The sequence below is a fragment of the Nonomuraea antimicrobica genome (genome assembly GCF_039536965.1).
In the GTDB taxonomy this organism is placed as follows: domain Bacteria; phylum Actinomycetota; class Actinomycetes; order Streptosporangiales; family Streptosporangiaceae; genus Nonomuraea; species Nonomuraea antimicrobica.
On the sequence record NZ_BAAAZP010000228.1, the window covers coordinates 1 to 20007 of the forward strand.

At 72.8% G+C, this 20007-nt stretch carries 11 protein-coding genes and 2 pseudogenes; 8 read left to right on the forward strand and 5 right to left on the reverse strand.

The features are described 5' to 3' along the window. Positions 1–341: pseudogene (locus tag ABD844_RS48525) on the reverse strand (pullulanase-type alpha-1,6-glucosidase); the annotation flags it as partial. Between the two features lie 524 nt (positions 342–865). Here ABD844_RS48525 and ABD844_RS48530 point away from each other — a divergent pair. The 7 genes from ABD844_RS48530 to ABD844_RS48560 all read left to right on the forward strand — a co-directional run bounded on the left by ABD844_RS48530 (position 866) and on the right by ABD844_RS48560 (position 14232). Further along, the gene (locus ABD844_RS48530; protein ID WP_344895421.1) at positions 866–2155 is read left to right on the forward strand and encodes an extracellular solute-binding protein; all 1290 of its coding nucleotides are present in this window, start codon (positions 866–868) and stop codon (positions 2153–2155) included. A 3-nt stretch (positions 2156–2158) separates the two neighbouring features. Next, complete coding sequence (locus ABD844_RS48535; RefSeq protein WP_344895424.1) at positions 2159–3148, forward strand: carbohydrate ABC transporter permease; 990 nt, start codon at positions 2159–2161, stop codon at positions 3146–3148. After that, complete coding sequence (locus ABD844_RS48540) at positions 3145–4020, forward strand: sugar ABC transporter permease (protein WP_344895426.1); 876 nt, start codon at positions 3145–3147, stop codon at positions 4018–4020. Before ABD844_RS48535 ends, ABD844_RS48540 begins: the two co-directional genes overlap by 4 nt. Before the next feature lie 61 nt (positions 4021–4081). Then, the gene (locus ABD844_RS48545; protein ID WP_344895428.1) at positions 4082–6358 is read left to right on the forward strand and encodes a hypothetical protein; all 2277 of its coding nucleotides are present in this window, start codon (positions 4082–4084) and stop codon (positions 6356–6358) included. Between the two features lie 170 nt (positions 6359–6528). Beyond that, positions 6529–9942, forward strand: coding sequence for a phosphodiester glycosidase family protein (locus ABD844_RS48550; protein ID WP_344895430.1), 3414 nt, complete (start codon positions 6529–6531; stop codon positions 9940–9942). Positions 9943–10144: 202 nt separating this feature from the next. After that, positions 10145–11299 carry an amidohydrolase family protein gene (locus tag ABD844_RS48555; RefSeq protein ID WP_344895432.1) on the forward strand — a complete coding sequence of 385 codons (1155 nt, stop codon included), beginning with the start codon at positions 10145–10147 and terminating at the stop codon, positions 11297–11299. 56 nt (positions 11300–11355) lie between these two features. Next, positions 11356–14232, forward strand: coding sequence for a glycoside hydrolase family 2 TIM barrel-domain containing protein (locus ABD844_RS48560; RefSeq protein ID WP_425568785.1), 2877 nt, complete (start codon positions 11356–11358; stop codon positions 14230–14232). A gap of 194 nt (positions 14233–14426) precedes the next feature. Here the strand turns inward: ABD844_RS48560 and tuf are convergent, their stop codons facing one another. Both tuf and ABD844_RS48570 read right to left on the reverse strand, forming a co-directional pair. Next, complete coding sequence (gene tuf, locus ABD844_RS48565) at positions 14427–15599, reverse strand: elongation factor Tu (protein ID WP_344895436.1); 1173 nt, start codon at positions 15597–15599, stop codon at positions 14427–14429. Between the two features lie 264 nt (positions 15600–15863). Beyond that, complete coding sequence (locus ABD844_RS48570; protein ID WP_344895438.1) at positions 15864–17159, reverse strand: UDP-glucose dehydrogenase family protein; 1296 nt, start codon at positions 17157–17159, stop codon at positions 15864–15866. A 231-nt stretch (positions 17160–17390) separates the two neighbouring features. Here ABD844_RS48570 and ABD844_RS48575 point away from each other — a divergent pair, with 231 nt between their 5' ends. Next, positions 17391–18710, forward strand: coding sequence for a serine hydrolase domain-containing protein (locus tag ABD844_RS48575; RefSeq protein ID WP_344895440.1), 1320 nt, complete (start codon positions 17391–17393; stop codon positions 18708–18710). Here the strand turns inward: ABD844_RS48575 and menC are convergent. Then, positions 18700–19800, reverse strand: coding sequence for an o-succinylbenzoate synthase (gene menC, locus ABD844_RS48580; RefSeq protein WP_344895443.1), 1101 nt, complete (start codon positions 19798–19800; stop codon positions 18700–18702). The two genes, ABD844_RS48575 and menC, sit on opposite strands and share 11 nt — an antisense overlap. After that, a pseudogene (locus ABD844_RS48585) lies at positions 19797–20007 on the reverse strand (GNAT family N-acetyltransferase); the annotation flags it as partial. The gene menC and the pseudogene ABD844_RS48585, both read right to left, overlap by 4 nt.

Here is a 20007-nt window from a genome sequence, read left to right on the forward strand (position 1 = left end):
GGGCCGAGCGCGGCGGTGGCGGCCGGGGCGTAGAGGTCGTCGAGCACCCCGGGGAGCTGCACGCCGGTCGCGGCCCGCAGGACGCCCGCGGGGTCCCGGCGCACGGCCGCGACCTGGCCGCGCAGCGCCTGCCGGACGAGGCAGGAGTCGCACGGGTTCACCTTGAACGCGGCGTGTCCGGCCAGGTGCGGCCACCTGCGCCGCTGGGCCTCGCCCAGCGTGCCGGGGACGAGCCGGATGAGCCGCGGGTGGCCGGTCAGGTCGCCGTCGGTGCAGGTGATGCCGCCCTCGCCGGTGAAGGCCAGGAAGTGGCGGCCCGACGGATCGATCCGCCAGGCCACCGTGTCGCGGTCGATCCAGTGCGCCCTGGAACCGCCGAGGCCGGTGGGCCGGTCCTCGTCGTCGCCGTCGTGGCTGATGTGACTCAGGCTGCCTCGCCCCCTCGGCGGCGCCGCCCCGCACGTGCGTGCCCCAGCGTCGTCGTTCCCTTCGAGCGCGGGGCTGATGCGCGTCCTTCGCGCCGAGCGTGGGGGTGGTGCGCGTCGTTCGGGCCGAGCGCGGGGGATGTGCGTCGTTCGATCTTTGCCATGCTTTCTGGAAATTTCTGAAATGCCGCCCCGCTTCTTGACGGACGCGCCCGTGCCCGCGGGACGGTGCCGCGTTCCAGCACAGGTGTCCGCCGCCCGCCGAACGGCCGATGACCTGCGGAAAGCCCGTCCCCGTCGGCGCTCCGGGCCTCGCCCGCGACGAGGTTCGATCAATGTAACAACTTGCAGAAACCTTGCGTACCCATCTACCCGCGCCCGTCACGGCGGCGTACCCTCCGCTTACTCCGACCTCCGACGAGTTGTGAGAGAGAAGAAACATGCGACGACAGTTACCGTCCGCGGCGGCCGTTGCGGCACTGGCTCTGGTGGTCTCCGCCTGTGGCGGCGGCGGTGGGCAGGGGGCCGCCCCGGCGGCGTCGGTCTCCGACCCGTCGCAGGTGAGCGGCGAGCTGACGTGGTGGGACACGACGCGCCCCGAGAGCGAGGGGCCGACGTTCCAGGCGTTGATCAAGGAGTTCGAGGCCAAGTATCCGCAGGTCAAGGTCAAATATGTGAACGTGCCCTCCGACCAGGCGCAGGGCCAGTTCCAGACCGCGGCGCAGGCCGGCACCGGAGCGCCCGACGTGATCCGCTCCGAGGTCGCCTGGACCGCGCAGTTCGCCTCGTTGGGCTACCTGCAACCGCTGGACGGCTCCAGGGCGGTGGACAACCCCGGCGACTTCCTGGCCGGCCCGGCGAGCAGCACGAGGTTCAACGACAAGACGTACGCCGTGCCGCAGGTCACCGACACCCTCGCGCTGCTCTACAACAAGCGCCTGCTGAAGGAGGCCGGCCACGACGAGCCCCCGAAGACGGTCGCCGAGCTGAAGCAGACCGCGCTCGACGTCAAGGCCAAGACCGGCGCGGCCGGGCTGGCGCTGAACGTCGACTCCTACTTCCTGCTGCCCTTCATGTACGGCGAGGGCGGCGACCTGCTCGACGTCGCCAACAAGAAGATCGTGGTCAACTCCCCGGCGAACGTGCAGGCGATGGAGACCGTCACCGACCTGATCAGCTCGGGCGCCGCCCCCAAGCCGGCCACGACCGAGAGCTACGCCAACGCCATGACCGCCCTCAAGGAGGGCAAGGCGGCGATGATCTACAACGGGCCGTGGGCGCTGTCGGAGATCTACCAGGGCAAGGAGTTCCAGGACAAGACGAACCTGGGCATCGCGCCGGTCCCGGCCGGGTCCGTCAAGGCCGGGGCGCCCACCGGCGGCTGGAACCTGGCCATCTACGCGGGCTCGAAGAACATCCCGGCCGCGTACGAGTTCGTCCGGTTCATGACCACTCGCGAGGCCCAGGCGAAGATCGCGAAGGAGATCAGCCTCCTGCCCACCCGCACCTCCGCCTACACCGATCCCGGCGTGCAGGGCAACGCGGACGTCGCCGTGTTCAAGCCGATCATGGACACCGCGGTGCCCCGCCCCTGGATCCCCGAGGGCGGGCAGCTCTTCCAGCCGCTGCTGGAGGGCTACGAGGCGCTCGTCGGCGGCGAGTCCGCGCCCGCGGACATGCTCAAGCAGGTCGACGAGCAGTACCGCGGCATCATGAAGGACTGGAGCTGACCGGTGGCGGTGTCCACCGGACGGGCGCCGGCCGCGGGCGGGTCCGCCGCCGGCGGGCGCCCCGGCACGCCAGGACGCCTGCGGCGTGCGCTGGCCACCCACTGGTACGCCTGGGCGATGGTCGCGCCGGTGCTCGTCGTGATGCTCGTGCTGATCGGCTGGCCGCTGGCGCGCGGCGTCTACCTGTCGCTGACCGACGCGACCGAGGCCAACATCGGCCGCACCATCGGCGTCAACGTCATCCCGGCCACCTATGAGTTCATCGGCCTGGACAACTACCTGCAGATCCTGACCAGCGCCCTGTTCTGGGACAAGCTCCTGTGGACCGTGGTCTGGACGGCCGCCTGCGTCGTCCTCCACTACGGCATCGGCCTGGGCCTGGCCGTGATGCTCAACCGCCGCCTGCGCCTGCGCTCGCTCTACCGCGTGCTGCTGATCCTGCCGTGGGCGGTGCCCGCGTTCGTGGCCGCCTTCATCTGGCGCTACCTCTACAACAGCGACTACGGCGTGATCAACGGCTTCCTCGAACTGGCCGGCCTGAGCGGGGTGGGCTGGCTGGACGACCCGGTCACGGCGAAGCTCGCGGTGATCGCGGTCAACGTGTGGATCGGGGTGCCGTTCATGATGGTGGCGCTGCTGGGCGGCCTCCAGTCGATCCCGGCCGAGCTGTACGAGGCGGCCGAGGTGGACGGCGCCGGCCCCTGGCAGCGGTTCAGGGCCATCACGCTGCCCGGCCTGCGCCGGGTGTCGAGCACGGTGGTGCTGCTGGGCACGATCTGGACGTTCAACATGTTCCCGATCATCTTCCTGGTCACCCGCGGCGGGCCGGGCAGCGAGACGGAGATCCTGGTCACGTACGCCTTCCGCAAGGCGTTCACCGGCGTCCGCGACTACTCCGGGTCGGCGGCCTGGGGCGTGCTCATCCTGGCCATGCTGGTCGTGCTGGCCGTCGGCTACCGCCGTACCCTGCGCAGTCAAGGAGACCCCTGGTGAGCGGACCCGTGAGCCCGCCGAAGAGCCCCCGCGTCCGGCGGCGGGGCGAGCGGGGCCCGCTGGCCTCGATCGGCCTGCACACCGGCCTGCTGCTGGCCGTCGCCGTCTCCCTGTTCCCGGTCGTCTGGCTGGTGCTGACCTCGCTCAAGCCGCGCGACAGTTGGCTGTCGGCCGAGTTGCGGCTCTTCGACGACTCCTCGCTGGACAACTACGTCCGCGTCCTGACCGCCACCGAGTTCCCGCGCTGGCTGCTCAACAGCGTGCTGACGGCCGGGCTCACCATGGTCCTGGGCGTGTTCCTGGCCGCCACCACCGGCTACGCGGTCAGCCGCTTCCGCTTCCCCGGCCATCGCTCGGTGATGTGGCTGCTGCTGGTCACCCAGATGTTCCCGGTGGCCATCCTGATCGTGCCGCTGTACAACCTGATGGCCGGGCTGGGGCTGCTCAACCAGATCCCCGGGCTGGTGATCGCGTACATGACGATCGCGGTGCCGTTCAGCGCCTGGATGATGAAGAGCTACTTCGACACGGTGCCGATCGAGATCGACCAGGCCGGCATGGTCGACGGGCTGACCCCGTTCGGCGTGTTCTGGCGCGTGGTGCTGCCGCTGGCGCGTCCCGGCATCGCGGTCACGGCGTTCTACTGCTTCATGACGGCCTGGGGCGAGGTCGGCTACGCCACCGTGTTCATGTCGCAGGAGGACAGGCGCACGCTCGGCGTCGGGCTGCAGCAGTTCGTCGGCCAGCACTGGTCCGACTGGGGCCTGATGACGGCCTCCGCCGTGCTCATCGCCCTCCCGGCCGGAGCGGTGTTCCTCCTCGTGCAGCGGCACCTGATCACCGGGCTCACCGCGGGCGCCACCAAGGCGTGAACCCCATAAGTAACCGATCAGTCACTGTACGCGACCGGGGTCGGCGCAGGATCCTGGTCGCATGGACGGATTCCTCGACGAGACCCGGGGAGGAGTGACCGAGCTACGCGTCCACGGCGTCTCCGGCACACCCCCGGCCGGCATCCTGAACCACCCCCACCCCCGGCTCGTGGCGGGCGACGGCACCACCGGGTTCTACCGGCGCTGGTGGGAGGGCGGTCAGCCCACCGGCGACCACCCCGACGTGCCGGGCGTCCGCCATCGAGAGGCGTACGCGTGGGGCAACCTCACCTCCGGCGGCCGGGCGGTCGCGCTGTGGCTGCTCCTGCTGCCGTTCTCGCTGGCCAACCTGTCGTACTTCATGCTCCCCAGGCCCGCCAGGGGCAGGCGGCTGCGGCGCGTGACCGAGGCGGCGCAGCGGCTGTTCGCCCTGCTGCTCACCGGCACGCTCGTCGGTGCCGTCACCCGGGCCGCCGTCGACCTGATCGGCTGGCAGTGCACCGCGGCCGGCCACGCCTGCGACTCCGGCGCCGCCCCCGGCTGGGTGCGCTGGCTGGCGACGCTGTGGGGGCAGGAGCCGTCCAGGCGGCTGGCGGTCACGGCGATGGTCCCCCTGGTGCTCGTCGTCCTGCTGTGGTGGCTCGGGCGGCGCACCTGGCGGCGCGACGAGAGCACCGTGCCGCCCGCGCCTCCCGTGCCGCCCCCTGTGCCGCCTGCGGAGGGCACCCGTGGCGGGGCGCTGCTGGCCAGGCCGCGTCTGTGGCACGGCGGCGCGCCGGTGTGGCGGCTGCGGGTCGTGCACGTGTCCTTCTCGATCGCCTCGATCGGGGTGGCCGTGTCGGCGCCGTTCGCCGGTACGCCGCGCGGGCTCGCGCTGACCCTGGCCAACGCGGCCGTGCTGCTCGCCGCCGCGGTGCTGGTCACGCTGCCGTGGACGGCCAGGCGGCTCGACCCGCACTCCGGGCGACAGGTGCCCGCCCGGCTCACGTACGCGTGCCGGGCGCTGCGGGTGGCGGCCCCGCTGGTGTTCCTGGTCACGATCGCGGCGGCGCTGGCCGGGCTGCCGTCCGGCGCGGGCGGCAGCGTCCTGTGGCGGCTGCCCGGCGTCGGCATCGGAGCGCTCCACTACGGGCTCACCGTCGCGCTCGGGCTCTTCCTCCTCGTCGCCATCGGGGCGCTGGCCCGCCTGGACAGCCGCGACGGGCCGGGCGAGCGGCCCGCGCTGGGCGGGCTGGCCGCCTGGGTCACGCTCATGCTGGCCGTGGCCGCCGCGAACGTGCTGGCGCTCGGCCTGCTGTTCTGGACCGCGGACTTCTTCGGCGATCCCGGCAGCGCCGCCGGTCCGCGCGCGCCGGAGCGCACGCTGCTCCTCGACGACATGATCTGGTGGTCCGCGGCCCTGGTGCCGCTGCTGGCGCTGGGGCTCCTGGCCGTGGCCGGGGTGCTGCTCCTGATCCGCCGGGCGGAGGCGGCGCGGCTGGCGCCGGGGCTGAAGGCGTACTACGGGGAGCGCGACGACGCCCAGGTGGTCGCCGGGGCGTGGGCGCTGGCCTCGCTCACCGATCGCGCCGGGCTCGTGCTGGGCGTGCTCACCTGGATCGGCGTGACCGGGTCCGGCGCCGTGGCGGTGGTCCACCTGCTGCGGCTGTCCACGCCCGAGGGCGGGATCGCCGGGCTGTCGGCCACGGCCGGGAGCTGGGTGATGGTGGCGGCCCTGTCGGGGCTGGTGCTGCTCGGCCGCCGTACGTACACCGACCGCGGGCTGCGCAGGACGATCGGGATCCTGTGGGACGTCTCCACCTTCTGGCCCCGGGCCATCCACCCGCTCGCGCCGCCCTGCTACACCGAGCGGGTCGTCCCCGAGCTGACGGCCCGGGTCGGCCGGCTCGCCGCGGGCGAGGACGACCAGGTCGTGGTGTCGGGGCACAGTCAGGGCAGCGTCATCGCCGCCGCCCTCGTGCTGCAGCTCGACCCCGGCCTGCGCGGGCGCGTCGGCCTGCTCACGCACGGCTCGCCGCTGCGCCGCCTGTACGCCCACTACTTCCCCGCCTACTTCGGCGGGCCGGGGCTGTCGGCCGTACGCGACGCCGTGAGCTGGTGCAACCTCTACCGGCTGAGCGACCCCATCGGCGGGCCCGTCTTCGGGCGCGTCGATCCCCTCGCGTCCGCCGAGCCCGGCGGGTCCTCCCTGGACGCGGTGGACCGGTTCCTGTGGGACCCGAAGCCGCCCGGCCCCGGCGAGCCGCTGCCCGAGCCGCAGCGCCACTCCGACTACTGGCTCGAACCGTCCTACGAGGAGGCGCTGGACCGGCTCGTCACCGTCAAACGCGCCGCCTGAGCCCCGAGGCCCGCTCGCCCCGCGAGCGGGCCGCGGTGGAGTCTCACGGGCGACGGCCGATTCTGTCAGCCTCCGTGTAAGCCGAGGTCATGGGCGTGCAAGATCTGAAGTTTTCTTTTAGTTCACTCCTAAGCCTTGAAAGTTATATCCACGAGCGATTGAGTGCGGTCGTGCAGACCCTCCGATTCCTGGCCGCCGCCGCGATCGTCTTAGGCCCGATGGCCTTCGGCGCGCCCGCGCAGGCCGATCCCACAGCTCCCGCAGAGGACGCCCCCGAGGCGTCGTCCTATTCGGCGCCCTCCACGCTGCTGGCGCAGACCCCCGCCCTGTCCACGGCGGGGCAGCCCCGGCTGGAGACGGCCAAGAAGACCCGGCCGGTCGCCCCGGGCATCTCGCTCACCTCGTTCGACACCTACGACGCGCTCGGCTGGCTGCGCGCCGACGCCGTCACCGCCGACCTCGGCGGCTCCGGCCCGAGCGCCGATTACGTCTTCTCCGGCGAGGTGTCCAAGACCGAGCCGCTGTCCGGGCCCGCCAAGCGCTCGCGCGCCGTCGCGGCCGTGAACGGCGACTTCTTCGACATCAACAACTCCGGCGCCGCCCAGGGCATCGGCGTGCAGGACGGCAAGCTGATCCAGTCGCCCGTCTCCGGGCACGAGAACGCGGTCGCGGTCACCGGAGACGGCGTCGGGCGCGTGCTCAAGATGTACTTCGAGGGCAGCGCCACCCCGGCCGGCGGCTCGCCGGTCAAGCTCACCCAGTTCAACCAGATCGTCCAGCGCGACGGCGTCGGCCTGTTCACGCCGCTATGGGGCTCCTACAACCGGGCCCGCGCCGTCGAGGGCGCCGCCTCCGTCGCCGAGGCCGTCCTGGTGGACGGCGTGGTCACCGAGGTACGCACGTCCGCCGGCACCGGCCCCATCCCCGCAGGCACCACGATCCTGCTGGGCCGCGACGCCGGGGCCGCCGCCCTGTCGGCGCTGAAGCCCGGCGACAAGGTCGACGTCAAGTACCAGCCGAAGCCCTCCGACGGCAGCTCGGTCAAGGCCGCCGTGGGCGGCAACTGGGTGCTGGTCAAGGACGGCGTCGTGCAGAACTCCACCGACGCCGCCGCCCACCCGCGCACCGCCGTCGGCTTCTCGGCGGACGGCAGGAAGATGTACCTGCTCACCGTGGACGGTCGCCAGGCCGACAGCCGTGGCGTCACGCTGAACGAGCTGGCCGCCATGATGGTCGACCTCGGCGCGGCCAACGCGCTCAACCTCGACGGCGGCGGCTCCTCCACCATGCTGGCCCGCGAGCCCGGCTCCGCCGACGTCCAGGTGGAGAACAACCCCTCCGACGGCGGCGAGCGCCACGTCCCCAACGGCCTGGCGCTCTACGCGCCCGAGGGCAGCGGCCGGCTCAAGGGCTTCTGGCTGGAGACCGCGAGCGACCCGGCCAAGGCGCCCGGCGTCGGGCCCGTCGCCGGCGGCCGCCCCGACCGCGTCTTCCCCGGCCTCACCAGGCGGCTCACCGCCGCCGGCTACGACGAGACGTACGGCCCCGCCGCCGGCACCCCGTCGTGGCGGGCCAACCCGGCCGTGCACGGCGTCGTGCGCGATGGGAAGTTCCACGCCCTGATCCCCGGCCAGACCACGGTCACCGCCTCGCGCGGCAACGCCAAGGGCGCCATCGAGCTGACCGTGCTGCAGCCCCTGGAGCGGCTCGGCGCCACCGCCGACCGGCTGGGGATGGCCGGCCAGGACGGGACGGCCACCTTCGGCGTCGTCGGCTACGACCGCAACGGCAACTCCGCGCCCATCGAGCCCGGTGACCTCACGCTCGACTACGACCGGGACCTGTTCGAGGTCACCCCGGCCGAGCAGGGCTACTTCACCGTCAAGGCCAAGCGGGCCACCGGCTCCGGGCTGATCACCGCCAAGGTCGGCAAGATCACCACTGCCGTGCCGGTGACGGTCGGGTTCGAGGACAAGCCGGTCGCCGACTTCGAGGACGCGGCCAAGTGGACGTTCGCCGCCGCCCGCGCCACCGGCTCGCTGTCGGCCGCGCCGGGCCAGAGCGGAGGCGGGCTCAAGCTCTCCTACGACTTCACCACCTCCACCGCCACCCGCGCCGCCTACGCCAGCCCGCCCCAGCAGATCGTGGTCGACGGGCAGCCGCAGGCGTTCGGGCTCTGGATCAACTCCACCGGCAAGGGGGAGTGGCCGAGCCTGGAGTTCTACGACGCGCTCGGCCAGTCGCAGATCCTGCGCGGGCCGTACATGACGTGGACCGGCTGGCGCTACGTCGAGTTCGCGGTGCCTCCCGGCGTCAACTACCCGCTCAAGCTGCGGCGCTTCTACGTGGCCGAGACCAAGGCCGACGTGAAGTACACCAACCAGATCCTCATCGACGGCCTGGTCGCCAAGGTGCCGCCGTCGGTCGAGGCCCCGGCCGCGCCCGAGACGGCCGACCCCGTGGTCAAGAACGACGTGTCGAAGAAGCCGTGGCGCTTCGCGGTCATGTCGGACGCCCAGTTCGTGGCCAGGAACCCGGACAGCGACCTGGTCAAGAACGCGCGCCGGACGCTGCGCGAGATCAAGGCGGCCAAGCCCGACTTCCTGGTGATCAACGGTGACCTGGTGGACGAGGCGTCGCCGGAGGACTTCGCGCTGGCCAAGAAGATCCTCGACGAGGAGCTCGGCGGGACGGTGGAGTACCACTACGTCCCGGGCAACCACGAGGTCATGGGCGGCAAGATCGACAACTTCAAGGCCGTCTTCGGCGACACGTACGGGACCTTCGACCACAAGGGCACCCGCTTCGTCACGCTGGACACCTCCCGCCTGAACCTCAGGGGCGGCGGCTACGACCAGATGGCCATGTTCCGCTCCGAGCTGGACAAGGCGGCCAAGGACGGCTCGGTCGGGTCGGTCGCCGTCCTGTTCCACGTGCCGCCGCGCGACCCGACGCCCGGCAAGGGCAGCCAGCTCGGCGACCGCAAGGAGGCCGCGCTCGTGGAGGGCTGGCTGGCCGACTTCCAGCGCGACACCGGCAAGGGCGCCGCGTTCATCGGGGCGCACGTGGGGACGTTCCACGCCGAGCGCGTGGACGCGGTGCCGTACTTCATCAACGGCAACTCCGGCAAGAACCCCGCCACCGCCCCCGACGACGGCGGGTTCACCGGGTGGTCGCTGTGGGGCGTGGACCCGGTGACGCGGGCCGAGGCCGAGCAGGTCAAGCGGAGCTGGTTCACCGACGCGCCCGACTGGATCGGCGCGCAGGTGCGCCCGCACGTGGACGAGCTGACGCTCACCGCCCCCGCCACGGTCGCCGCCGGCTCGCCCGGCACGGTGACGGCCGCGATCCAGCAGGCCGGCCGGACCGTGCCGGTCGCCTACCCGGTCTCGGCCACCTGGTCCGGCTCGCCGAACCTGCACGTCGGGACGCGCAAGACGGCCAAGCCGTGGCACGTGGCCGTGCTCGACCCCACGACCGGCACGCTGACGGCGCTGCGCGCGGGACGCGTGACCGTGGCCGTCACGGTCAACGGGGTCACCAGGCAGGCGGAGGTCGCGACGACCGCCAGGGCCGCCGCGTGACCGCGCTTCACCGCGCCTGACTGTGCCTGACTGCGCCTGACTGTGGCTGACTGTGGCTGATCGTGCCGCACCTCGGGCCCCGTGGGACGGACGCCGTCCCGCGGGGCCCTCGCGCGTTCGTCCGGGCAGGTCGCGGGCAGGGGCCGGGTACGAGATCGTGGCAGCGCCCGGCGCCCGCGGAGCCGAAGGAGGAGGAGCGCCCATGTCCGTAGAGCTCGATCTCGTGCCCGCCGGGCTCGCCCGCGTCCTGGAGGAGCTGCCGCTGGTGGACCACCACGTCCACGGGGCCTGCGCGCACGACCTGTCGCGAACGGCGTTCGAGGAGATGATCACCGAGTCCGACCGGCCGGTGCCCGACTGGATGACCCAGTTCGACTCCCAGCTCGGCTTCGCCATCCTGCGCCACTGCGCGCCCGTGCTCGGGCTCGAACCCTTCTGCGCCCCCGAGGAGTACCTCGCCCGGCGCGCCAGGCTCGGCGTCGACGAGGTCAACCGGCTGCTGCTCGGCGCGAGCGGCGTCGGGCACTTCCTCGTGGAGACCGGCTACCGGGGCGAGGAGCTGCTCGGGCCGTCCGGGATGGCCGAGGTCACCGGGGTGCCCGCGGACGAGGTCGTCCGGCTGGAGAGCGTCGCCGAGCAGGTGGCCGCCGCCGGGTGCGGGGCGGGCTCGTTCGCGGCGCGGTTCGCGGAGGCGCTGTGGGAGCGCACCCGTACGGCCCGCGGGCTCAAGACCGTCGCCGCCTACCGGTGCGGGCTCGACTTCGACCCCGCCCCGCCCGCGCCCGCCGAGGTCACCGAGGCAGCCGGGCGATGGCTGGCCGGCGGAGGCGGGCGGCTGACCGACCCCGTGCTCGTGCGGCACCTCCTCTGGGCCGGGCTGGAGCGGGGGCTGCCCCTGCAGTTCCACATCGGGTTCGGCGATCCCGACGTGGACCTGCGGCGGGCCGACCCGCTGCTGCTGCGCGGGCTGATCGAGCGGGCCGCGCCGACCGGGGTGCCGCTGCTGTTGCTGCACTGCTATCCGTACCAGCGGCAGGCGGGGTTCCTGGCGCAGGCGTACCCGAACGTGTTCTTCGACGTGGGGCTGGCGATCAACCACACGGGGGCGCGGAGCACGGCCGTGGTGGCCGAGAGCCTGGAGGTGGCGCCGTTCGCGAAGCTGCTCTACTCCTCCGACGCGTGGGGGCCGGCCGAGCTGCACCACCTGGGGGCGCTGCTGTGGCGGCGGGCGATGGCGCGGGTGCTGGGGACGTTCGTGGCCGAGGGGGAGTGGTCCCCCGCGCAGGCCGAGCGGGTCGCGGTCATGGTGGGCGCCGAGAACGCCCGCCGGATCTACAAACTGGGAGCCGGACGATGAGCAGCACCACCGGCGAAACTGTCACGAACGGCCTCGACCCTCTAGGCTCGATCGAGATGGATCTCGAAACATTCACCCCTGGTTCGGGCAGGCTCGAACCTCGGGCCGCACTCCGCTCCGACGCCCCCGCACTCGACCTCAACGGGACGTGGCGCTTCCGCCTCTCGCCCACCGCGAACGTCCCCGACGACTTCGCCCGCCCCGGCTACGACGACTCCGGCTGGGCCGGCCTGCCCGTTCCCTCCCACTGGAACCTGCACGGCCACGGCGCCCCCGCCTACACCAACGTCTCCTATCCCATCCCGGTCGACCCGCCCCACGTCCCCGACGACAACCCGACGGGCGACTACCGCCGCGTCTTCGACCTGCCCGAGGGGTGGACGGGCGGGCGGCTGCGGTTCGAGGGCGCCGAATCGTTCGCCCGGGTCTGGCTCAACGGCCACGAGCTGGGCTTCTCCACGGGCAGCCGGTTGCCCGTCGAGTACGACGCCGGCCCTCACCTGCGCCCCGGCCGCAACGTGCTGGCCGCACGGGTGCACCAGTGGTCGGCGGCCACGTACCTGGAGGACCAGGACATGTGGTGGCTGCCCGGCATCTTCCGCGACGTCACGCTCACCCGCTCCACCGCCGACGTCTTCGTCCGCGCCTCCTACCACGACGGCCGCGGCACGCTCAGCTTCGAGCTGAACGCCGCGGGCCCCGGCACGCTGAGCGTCCCCGAGCTGGGCATCGACGCCCTGGAGCCGGGCACGGAGGTCACGGCCGACGTGGAGCCGTGGACGGCGGAGACCCCGCGCCTGTACGACGCCGTGGTGACCTGCCAGGAGGAGACGCTGCGGCTGCGCGTCGGCTTCCGCACGATCTCCATCGAGGACGGCGTGCTGCTGGCCAACGGCCGCCCGCTGCTGCTCAAGGGCGTCAACCGGCACGAGTTCCACCCGGAGCGGGGCCGCGCGGTCACGTACGAGAGCATGCGCGAGGACGTGCTGCTGATGAAGCGGCACAACGTCAACGCCGTCAGGACCAGCCACTACCCGCCGCACCCCGACTTCCTGGACCTGTGCGACGAGCTGGGCCTGTGGGTGATCGACGAGTGCGACCTGGAGACCCACGGCTTCGGCCAGGTCGCCTGGCGCGGCAACCCCACCGACGACCCCCGCTACGCCGACGCGCTGCTCGACCGCATGCGCCGCACGGTCGAACGCGACAAGAACCACCCCAGCATCATCATCTGGTCGCTGGGCAACGAGGCCGGCGTCGGCCGCAACCTGGCAGTCATGGCCGACTGGGCCCGCGAGCGCGACCCGTCCAGGCCGCTGCACTACGAGGGCGACCGCTCGTGCGCGCACACCGACGTCTACTCCCTCATGTACGCCCCCCACGCCGAGGTCGAGGCCATCGGCCGGCGCGAGGAGGAGCCGCTCGACGACCCCGGGCTCGACGCGCGGCGGCGGCGCATGCCGTTCCTGTTGTGCGAGTACGCCCACGCCATGGGCAACGGGCCCGGCGGGCTGGCCGAGTACCAGGAGCTGTTCGAGCGCTACCCGCGCCTGGCCGGCGGCTTCGTCTGGGAGTGGATCGATCACGGGCTGGCGCACCCCGAGCACAAGTACGCCTACGGCGGCGACTACGGCGAGCCGGTGCACGACTCGAACTTCGTCGTCGACGGGCTCCTCTTCCCCGACCGTACGCCGTCGCCCGGCCTGATCGACCTGAAGAAGGTGTTCGAGCCGGTCGGGTTCGAGTTCGGCGACGGGGTCGTCCAGGTGGTCAACGGCTACGACTTCACCGACCTGTCCCACCTGCGCTTCGTCGCGATCGTGCAGGTGGAGGGCGAGACGGTCGCCGAGCACCGCCTCGACGTGCCCACGGCCGGCGGCGAGTGCAAGCTGCCCGACCTGGACGGCGGGCGGGGCGGCGAGCGCTGGCTGACCGTGCGCGCCGAGCTGGCCGCCGACCAGCCGTGGGCGGCGGCCGGGCACGAGGTGGCGTGGGGACAGGCGTTGCTGACCCACGCCCTGCCCAGGGACCGCGACGTCACGGTGCCGTTCGCCTGCGGCGGCGGCGGACCGGCGGCGGGTGAGCTGACTGCCGGTGAGCTGGGGGGTGCCGAGCTGGTTGCCGGCGAGCCGGCTGGTGGTGAGCTGGCTGGTGGTGAGCTGACGGTCGGCGGATGCGCGTTCGACGCGGTCACCGGGTGGCTCGTGCGGCTGTTCGGCGTGCCTGTGGAGGGGCCCAGGCTCGACCTGTGGCGGGCGCCGACCGACAACGACCGCTACGGCGGCCTCGACGGCCGGTGGCGCGCGCTCGGCCTGCACCGCCTCACCCACCGGGTGGACGAGGTCACCCTCGACGACGGGCTGACCGTGCGGGCCCGGGTCGCACCGGCCGCCACCGATCTCGGGATGGTGGCGACGTACCGGTGGACGTTCGACGGCGGGCTGCGGCTGGTGCTGGACATCGAGCCGGACGGCGAATGGCGCGACCCGATCCCGCGGCTCGGGGTGACGATGTCGCTGCCGGGCGCCGCGGTGGATGAGGTGACGTGGTTCGGGCTGGGGCCGGGGGAGGCGTACCCGGACACGGGCCTGGCCGCCCGGGTGGGCCGGTGGTCGGCCACGGTGGAGCAGATGCAGACGCCGTACGTCTATCCGCAGGAGAACGGGCACCGGGCGGAGGTGCGGTGGGCCGAGCTGGGCGGGATCAGGGTGTCGGGCGAGCCCACGTTCGGGCTGACGGCCCGGCGGTGGAGCACCGGCGAGCTGGCCGCCGCCCGCCACCGGCCCGACCTGGTGCCGGGGGATCGGCTGCACCTCCACCTCGACCTCGCCCACCAGGGCATCGGCACGGCCAGTTGCGGTCCTGGGACGCTGCCCGCGTACGACCTGCTGGCGCGGCGCGCGACGCTCAGGCTCCGCTTCGACCGCGCGTGACCCCTCGCGGGGTGGCGGCGCGTGCAGGGTCACCCGCCTCGCGGTCGCGAAGCGGGTGACCGGGTACCGCGCACGCCCCCTGCCCAGAGGGCCGGGCCCCGCGAGATGCGGGCCCCGGCCCTGTTCGGACGCGCCCTGTTCGGACGCGCCCTGTTTCTGACCCGGCCTGTTCGGGCTGGGTCGGGCGGGCCCGGTCAGGCGGGCACGGTGAGGACCGTGCCCGCGCCGACCGTGAGGCCGCCCTCGCGGATGGCGAAGCCGAGCCCCGGCTCGACGGCGACCGCCTTGCCCAGCGCGACCGTCACCTCCACCGTGTCACCCGGCAGGGCCTCCAGCTCGCCGGGCAGGACCAGCTCACCAGGCACGTCCGTGGTCCGCAGGTAGAACTGCGGCCGGTACCCGGACGCGATGGGCCTGCGCCGCCCGCCCTCCTCCGGGGTGAGCAGGTAGACCCGGGCGGTGAACGACGCCGACGCCCGCTGGCTGCCGGGCGCGGCCAGCACCATCCCCCGCCGTACCTGGTCGCGGCGCACCCCGCGCAGCAGTACGGCGGCGTTGTCACCGGCCTCGCCCCGCTCCATCGTCTTGCCGAACGTCTCCACGCCCGTCACGACGGCGGTGAACCCGTCGCCGAACCCGACCACCTCGACCGTGTCGCCGACGCGGACCGTGCCGCGCTCGATGGCGCCGGTCACGACCGTGCCGCGGCCGGTGACTGTCAGCACGTTCTCGACCGGCATGAGGAACGGCGCGTCCACGTACCGCACGGGTACGGGGATGTGCTCGTCCACCGCCTGGAGCAGCGCCTCGACCGACGCCGTCCAGACCGGGTCGCCCTCCAGCGCCCGCAGCCCGGACACCCGGATCATCGGGACGCCGTGGTAGCCGTGCTCGGCGAGCAGCTCCTGCAGCTCCAGCTCCACCAGGTCGGTCAGCTCCGGGTCGGCGCCGTCGGCCTTGTTGACGGCCACGACCAGGTGCTCGACGCCGACCCGCTTGGCGAGCAGCACGTGCTCCCTGGTCTGCGGCATGATCCCGTCGTGCGCGGACACGACGAGGATCGCGCCGTCGAGCTGCGCCGCCCCCGTGATCATGTTCTTCACGTAGTCGGCGTGCCCCGGCATGTCCACGTGCGCGTAGTGCCGGGTGGCGGTCTCGTACTCGACGTGCGAGATGTTGATCGTGATGCCCCTGGAGGCCTCCTCCGGGGTCCGGTCGATCCGCTCGAACGGCGTGTACGTGGCCTGCCCGCGCGCGGCCAGCACCTTCGTGATGGCGGCGGTCAGCGTGGTCTTGCCGTGGTCGACGTGGCCCATCGTGCCGATGTTGAGATGCGGCTTGTTGCGTACGTAGGCCTGCTTGGCCATGATGCCCTTCCCTCGAACCTGGAGAAAACGTGTGACCCGTGGTGGGCCGTCGACCTCCCCCCGCCGGGTCACCTCGGGACTAACGGGAAGAGGTCAGCGCTCCAGGCCGTCGCAGGCAAGCCCGGAAGCGCCCGCGGGTGCGGGCGTCGCGTGGCGTGCGTACGGGAACATGAGGAACATAGTGAGGTGCTCAGCACCGGACCGCAACGGAATATTCCGCCCGGCGAACCGCATGGTGAGAGCACGGTCAGGGGGCGGGGCGGGTCAGGGGCGGCCGACGCCCATGTACGTGTAGCCCAGGGCCCGCATGCCCGCCGGGTCCAGCAGGTTGCGGCCGTCGAAGAGCACGGGCCGCCGCATCACCGCCGCCGCCCCCGCCCAGTCGACGTCCTTGAGCTGCGGCCACTCGGTGACCAGGATCGCCGCGTCGGCACCCTCCAGGGCCAGCTCCGGCGTGGCGTGGCGGGTCGTCGAGACCCACGGCTCGACCTCGGCCGGCCGGGCCATCGGGTCCCAGCAGCGCACCTCCGCGCCCTCCGCCAGCAGCCGCGAGGCCAGCACCGTGCTGGTGGCCTCGCGCATGTCGTCGGTGCCCGGCTTGAACGTCAGGCCGAGCAGCGCCACCCGCATGCCCGTGAGGGTGCCCAGCTCGTCCTTGAGCTTCTGGACTGCCCGGCGCTTCTGCAGGTTGTTGACCTCGATCACGGCCGACAGGAGCTGCAGGTGGTAGCCGGTGTTGCTGGCGAGCTGCCGCAGCGCCTCGGAGTCCTTCGGGAAGCAGGAGCCGCCCCAGCCGACGCCGGGCCGCAGGAAGTGGGGGCCGAGGCGGTGGTCGAGGCCGACGGCGCGGGCGACCTCCTCGACGTCCGCGCCGGTCTTCTCGCAGAGGGTGGCGATCTCGTTGATGAAGCTGATCTTCGTGGCGAGCAGGGCGTTCGAGGCGAGCTTGACCATCTCGGCGGAGCGTACGTCCATGACCACGACCGGGCCGTCCACGCCCTCGTGCAGCTCCGAGATCAGGGCGGCGGTGGCCTCGTCGGACGCGCCGATGACGATGCGGTCGGGGTGCAGGAAGTCGTGCACCGCCGTGCCCTCCGCGGTGAACTCGGGGTTGGCGGCGTAGCCGACGTGGGCCAGGCCGCCCGCGTCGAGCGCGGCCCGCACCCGGGTGCCGGTGCCCACCGGCACGGTGGACTTCATGGCCACCGCCCGCAGGTGCGCGGCGCCCTCCAGCGACCGCACGACCGACCAGACCCGTGACAGGTCCGCGTCGCCGGACGACGACGGCGGGGTGTCCACGCACACGTACGCCAGCTCGGCGCCGTGGAGGGTCTCGTCCAGGTCGGTGGTGAAGGTCAGCCGCTCCTTGTTCCTGGCGATCAGGTCGCCCAGGCCGGGCTCGTAGATGGGCACGTCGCCGGAGCGCAGGAGGGCGACCTTCGCCGGGTCGATGTCACGGACCACCACGCGGTGACCGAGCTCGGCCAGGCAGGCGCCGGTCACCAGACCGATGTACCCGGCACCGAACACGGCGACCTGCCGTACCGGCTTGTGTGCCATGGCTGTCCATCCATTCTCGCGGGGGCCCTGGGGTCCGGGCCGCCTGGTCGGGGGAAAGTGCTTCCGGCCATTGTCCTCGGAGACGTGGCGACGTACCGATCGGCCCCCCGGCGGGCGGCGGGCCGGATTTCGTCCTCAGCGCAAGGCGGATCGGGTGAGCGCGGCCCGCGGCGCGGGTACGAGCCGTCTCACCCCGGACGATCCACACCGTGACGACGAGAGGACCCCCACGTGGCCGAAGGAATGGGTCAGCGGTTGACCGAGCTGATCGCCGAGTACGACGTGCCGGGCTCGGCGCTGGCGTACCTGCACCAGGGAGAGCTGCACGAGTACGCCGCGGGCACGCTCAACACCGCCACCGGCGTCGCGGCCACCCCCGACGCGCTCTACCAGATCGGCTCGATCACCAAGGTCTGGACGGCGACCCTGCTCATGCTGCAGATCGAGCGCGGCAGGCTGACGACGGACACCCCGGTGGCCGAGGTGCTGCCGGGGTTCAAGGTGGCCGACCCCGAGGTCACCGAGCGCGTCACGATCCGCCACCTCCTGTCGCACACCAGCGGCATCGACGGCGACCTGTTCCTCGACACCGGCCGCGGCGACGACTGCGTGGAGAGATACGTCGCGGCGTGCGCCGACCTGGTCCAGAACCATCCCCTGGGCGCCACCCACTCCTACTGCAACTCCGGCTTCGTCGTCGCGGGCCGCGTGCTGGAGGTGCTGTCCGGCAAGCGCTGGGACGACGTGCTCCGCGAGGAGATCGTCGAGCCCCTCGGTCTCACCCACACCTGGACGCTGCCCGAGGACGTGCTGCGCCTGCGCGCCGCGATGGGCCACGTGGGCGGCGCGCCCGCGCCGCAGTGGGGCCTCATGCGCTCGGTGGGACCGGCCGGCCTGATCTGCGCCCGTCCCGCCGACGTCGTCGCCTTCGCCCGCGCCCACCTGGAGGGCGGCCTGCTGTCGGATCCCCGCGCGATGTGGGAGCCGCAGGTGGACGTGCCCAACCCGCACGGGCTGGGCGCCCAGTGGGGCCTCGGCTGGATCCTCGACACGTGGGGCGGGCAGCGGGTCCTGTCGCACGGCGGAAACACCGTCGGCCAGCACGCCATGCTCTGGGCCGTGCCCGGCACCGGCACCGTCGTCTGCGTCACCGCCAACGGCGGTTTCTCCGGCGCCTTCACCCGCGCCGTGGCGACCGAGCTGCTCGCCGAGCTCGACGGGCTCACCGTCCCGCCGCTGCCGTCACCGCCCGAGACGCCGCCCGAGGTCGACGTCGCCCGCCACGCCGGGGTCTACGAGCACACCGGGGCCCGCATCACGGTGTCGCTCAGGGACGGCGAGCCGTGGCTGCGGTACGAGACCACGGGAGCGCTGGCCGACCTGAAGACCCAGCCGGAGGAGTGCCGCCTGTTCCCGGTGAACGAGACCACGTTCGTCTGCAGGCTGGGCGGCGCCCCCAACTGGCTGCCCCTGAGGTTCTACGAGCTGGCCGACGGCTCCCCGTACGTGCACCTCGGCGGCCGGGCGATCCCCAAGACGCTCAGAGAGTGATCCACTCCGTGGCGGTCGTGACCTCCTCCAGCACCGACGCGATCGGCTCGACCCCCAGCCCCGGCCCCGACGGCACCTCCAGATGCCCGTCCACCAGCTCGAACGGCTCGGTCACGTCGGTGGCGTAATAGCGGCGCGAGCCGGAGGTGTCGCCGGGCAGAGTGAAGCCGGGCAGGGCGGCGAGCGCCACGTTGGCCGCCCGGCCGAGGCCCGTCTCCAGCATGCCGCCGCACCACACCGCGACCCCGTTGGCCCGGCACAGGTCGTGGATGCGCCGCGCCTCCAGGTAGCCGCCGACGCGGCCCGGCTTGATGTTGACGATCGAGCACGAGCCCAGCGCGATCGCGGCGGCGGCGTGCTCGGCCGACTCGATCGACTCGTCGAGGCAGATCGGCGTTCTGAGCAGCCCGGCCAGCCTGGCGTGCTGGACGAGGTCGTCGTTGGCCAGCGGCTGCTCGATCAGCAGCAGGTCGAACGCGTCGAGCCGGGCCAGGCGGCGGGCGTCGGCCAGCGAGTAGGCGGCGTTCGCGTCCACCTGGAGCAGCACGTCGTCGCCGAACCGCTCGCGCACCGCCCGCACCGGCTCGACGTCCCAGCCGGGCTCGATCTTCAGCTTGACGCGGACGTAGCCCTCCTCCAGGTAGCCCGCCACCGCGTCCAGGAGCTGCGGCACCGAGTCCATGATGCCGACCGACACCCCGCACGGCACCCGCGTCGCAGCCGCGCCGAGGAACCGGCCGAACGACTCGCCCGCCGTGCGGAGCTGCGCGTCCAGCACCGCCGTCTCCAGCGCCGCCTTGGCCATGCGGTGGCCCTTGACCGGCTCGAGCGCGCGGCCGACGTCGTGGACGTCGAGGGTCCTGGGCAGCGCGGGCAGCAGGAAGCGCCGGATCACCTCGGCGGCGCCGTCGACGTACTCGGAGGAGTAGAGCGGCTCGGACATGGCCACGCACTCGCCCCAGCCCTCCGCGTCGGGCGTCACCACCCTCACCAGCAGCACGTCACGGGAGGTCTCGGTGCCGAAGGAGGTACGGAACGGCGCCACCAGCGGCATCGCGATCCGGCGCAGCTCCACTCCAGTGATCTTCACATTCTCTCCACTACGTAGGACGACTTCCCGCAGAACCCGGTGACCTCGCGGCCCTGCGCCATAAGACCACCCAACACCTCGCGTACGGCGTGCCGCCACGCCTTGCCCGCCCCCGGATCGGCGCGGCGCAGCGCCTCGATGTCCGCGGGCACCGCGACCAGCACGACCGGCGCGTCCGCCGGGCCGGGCACCGGGCGCCCGCCCTCG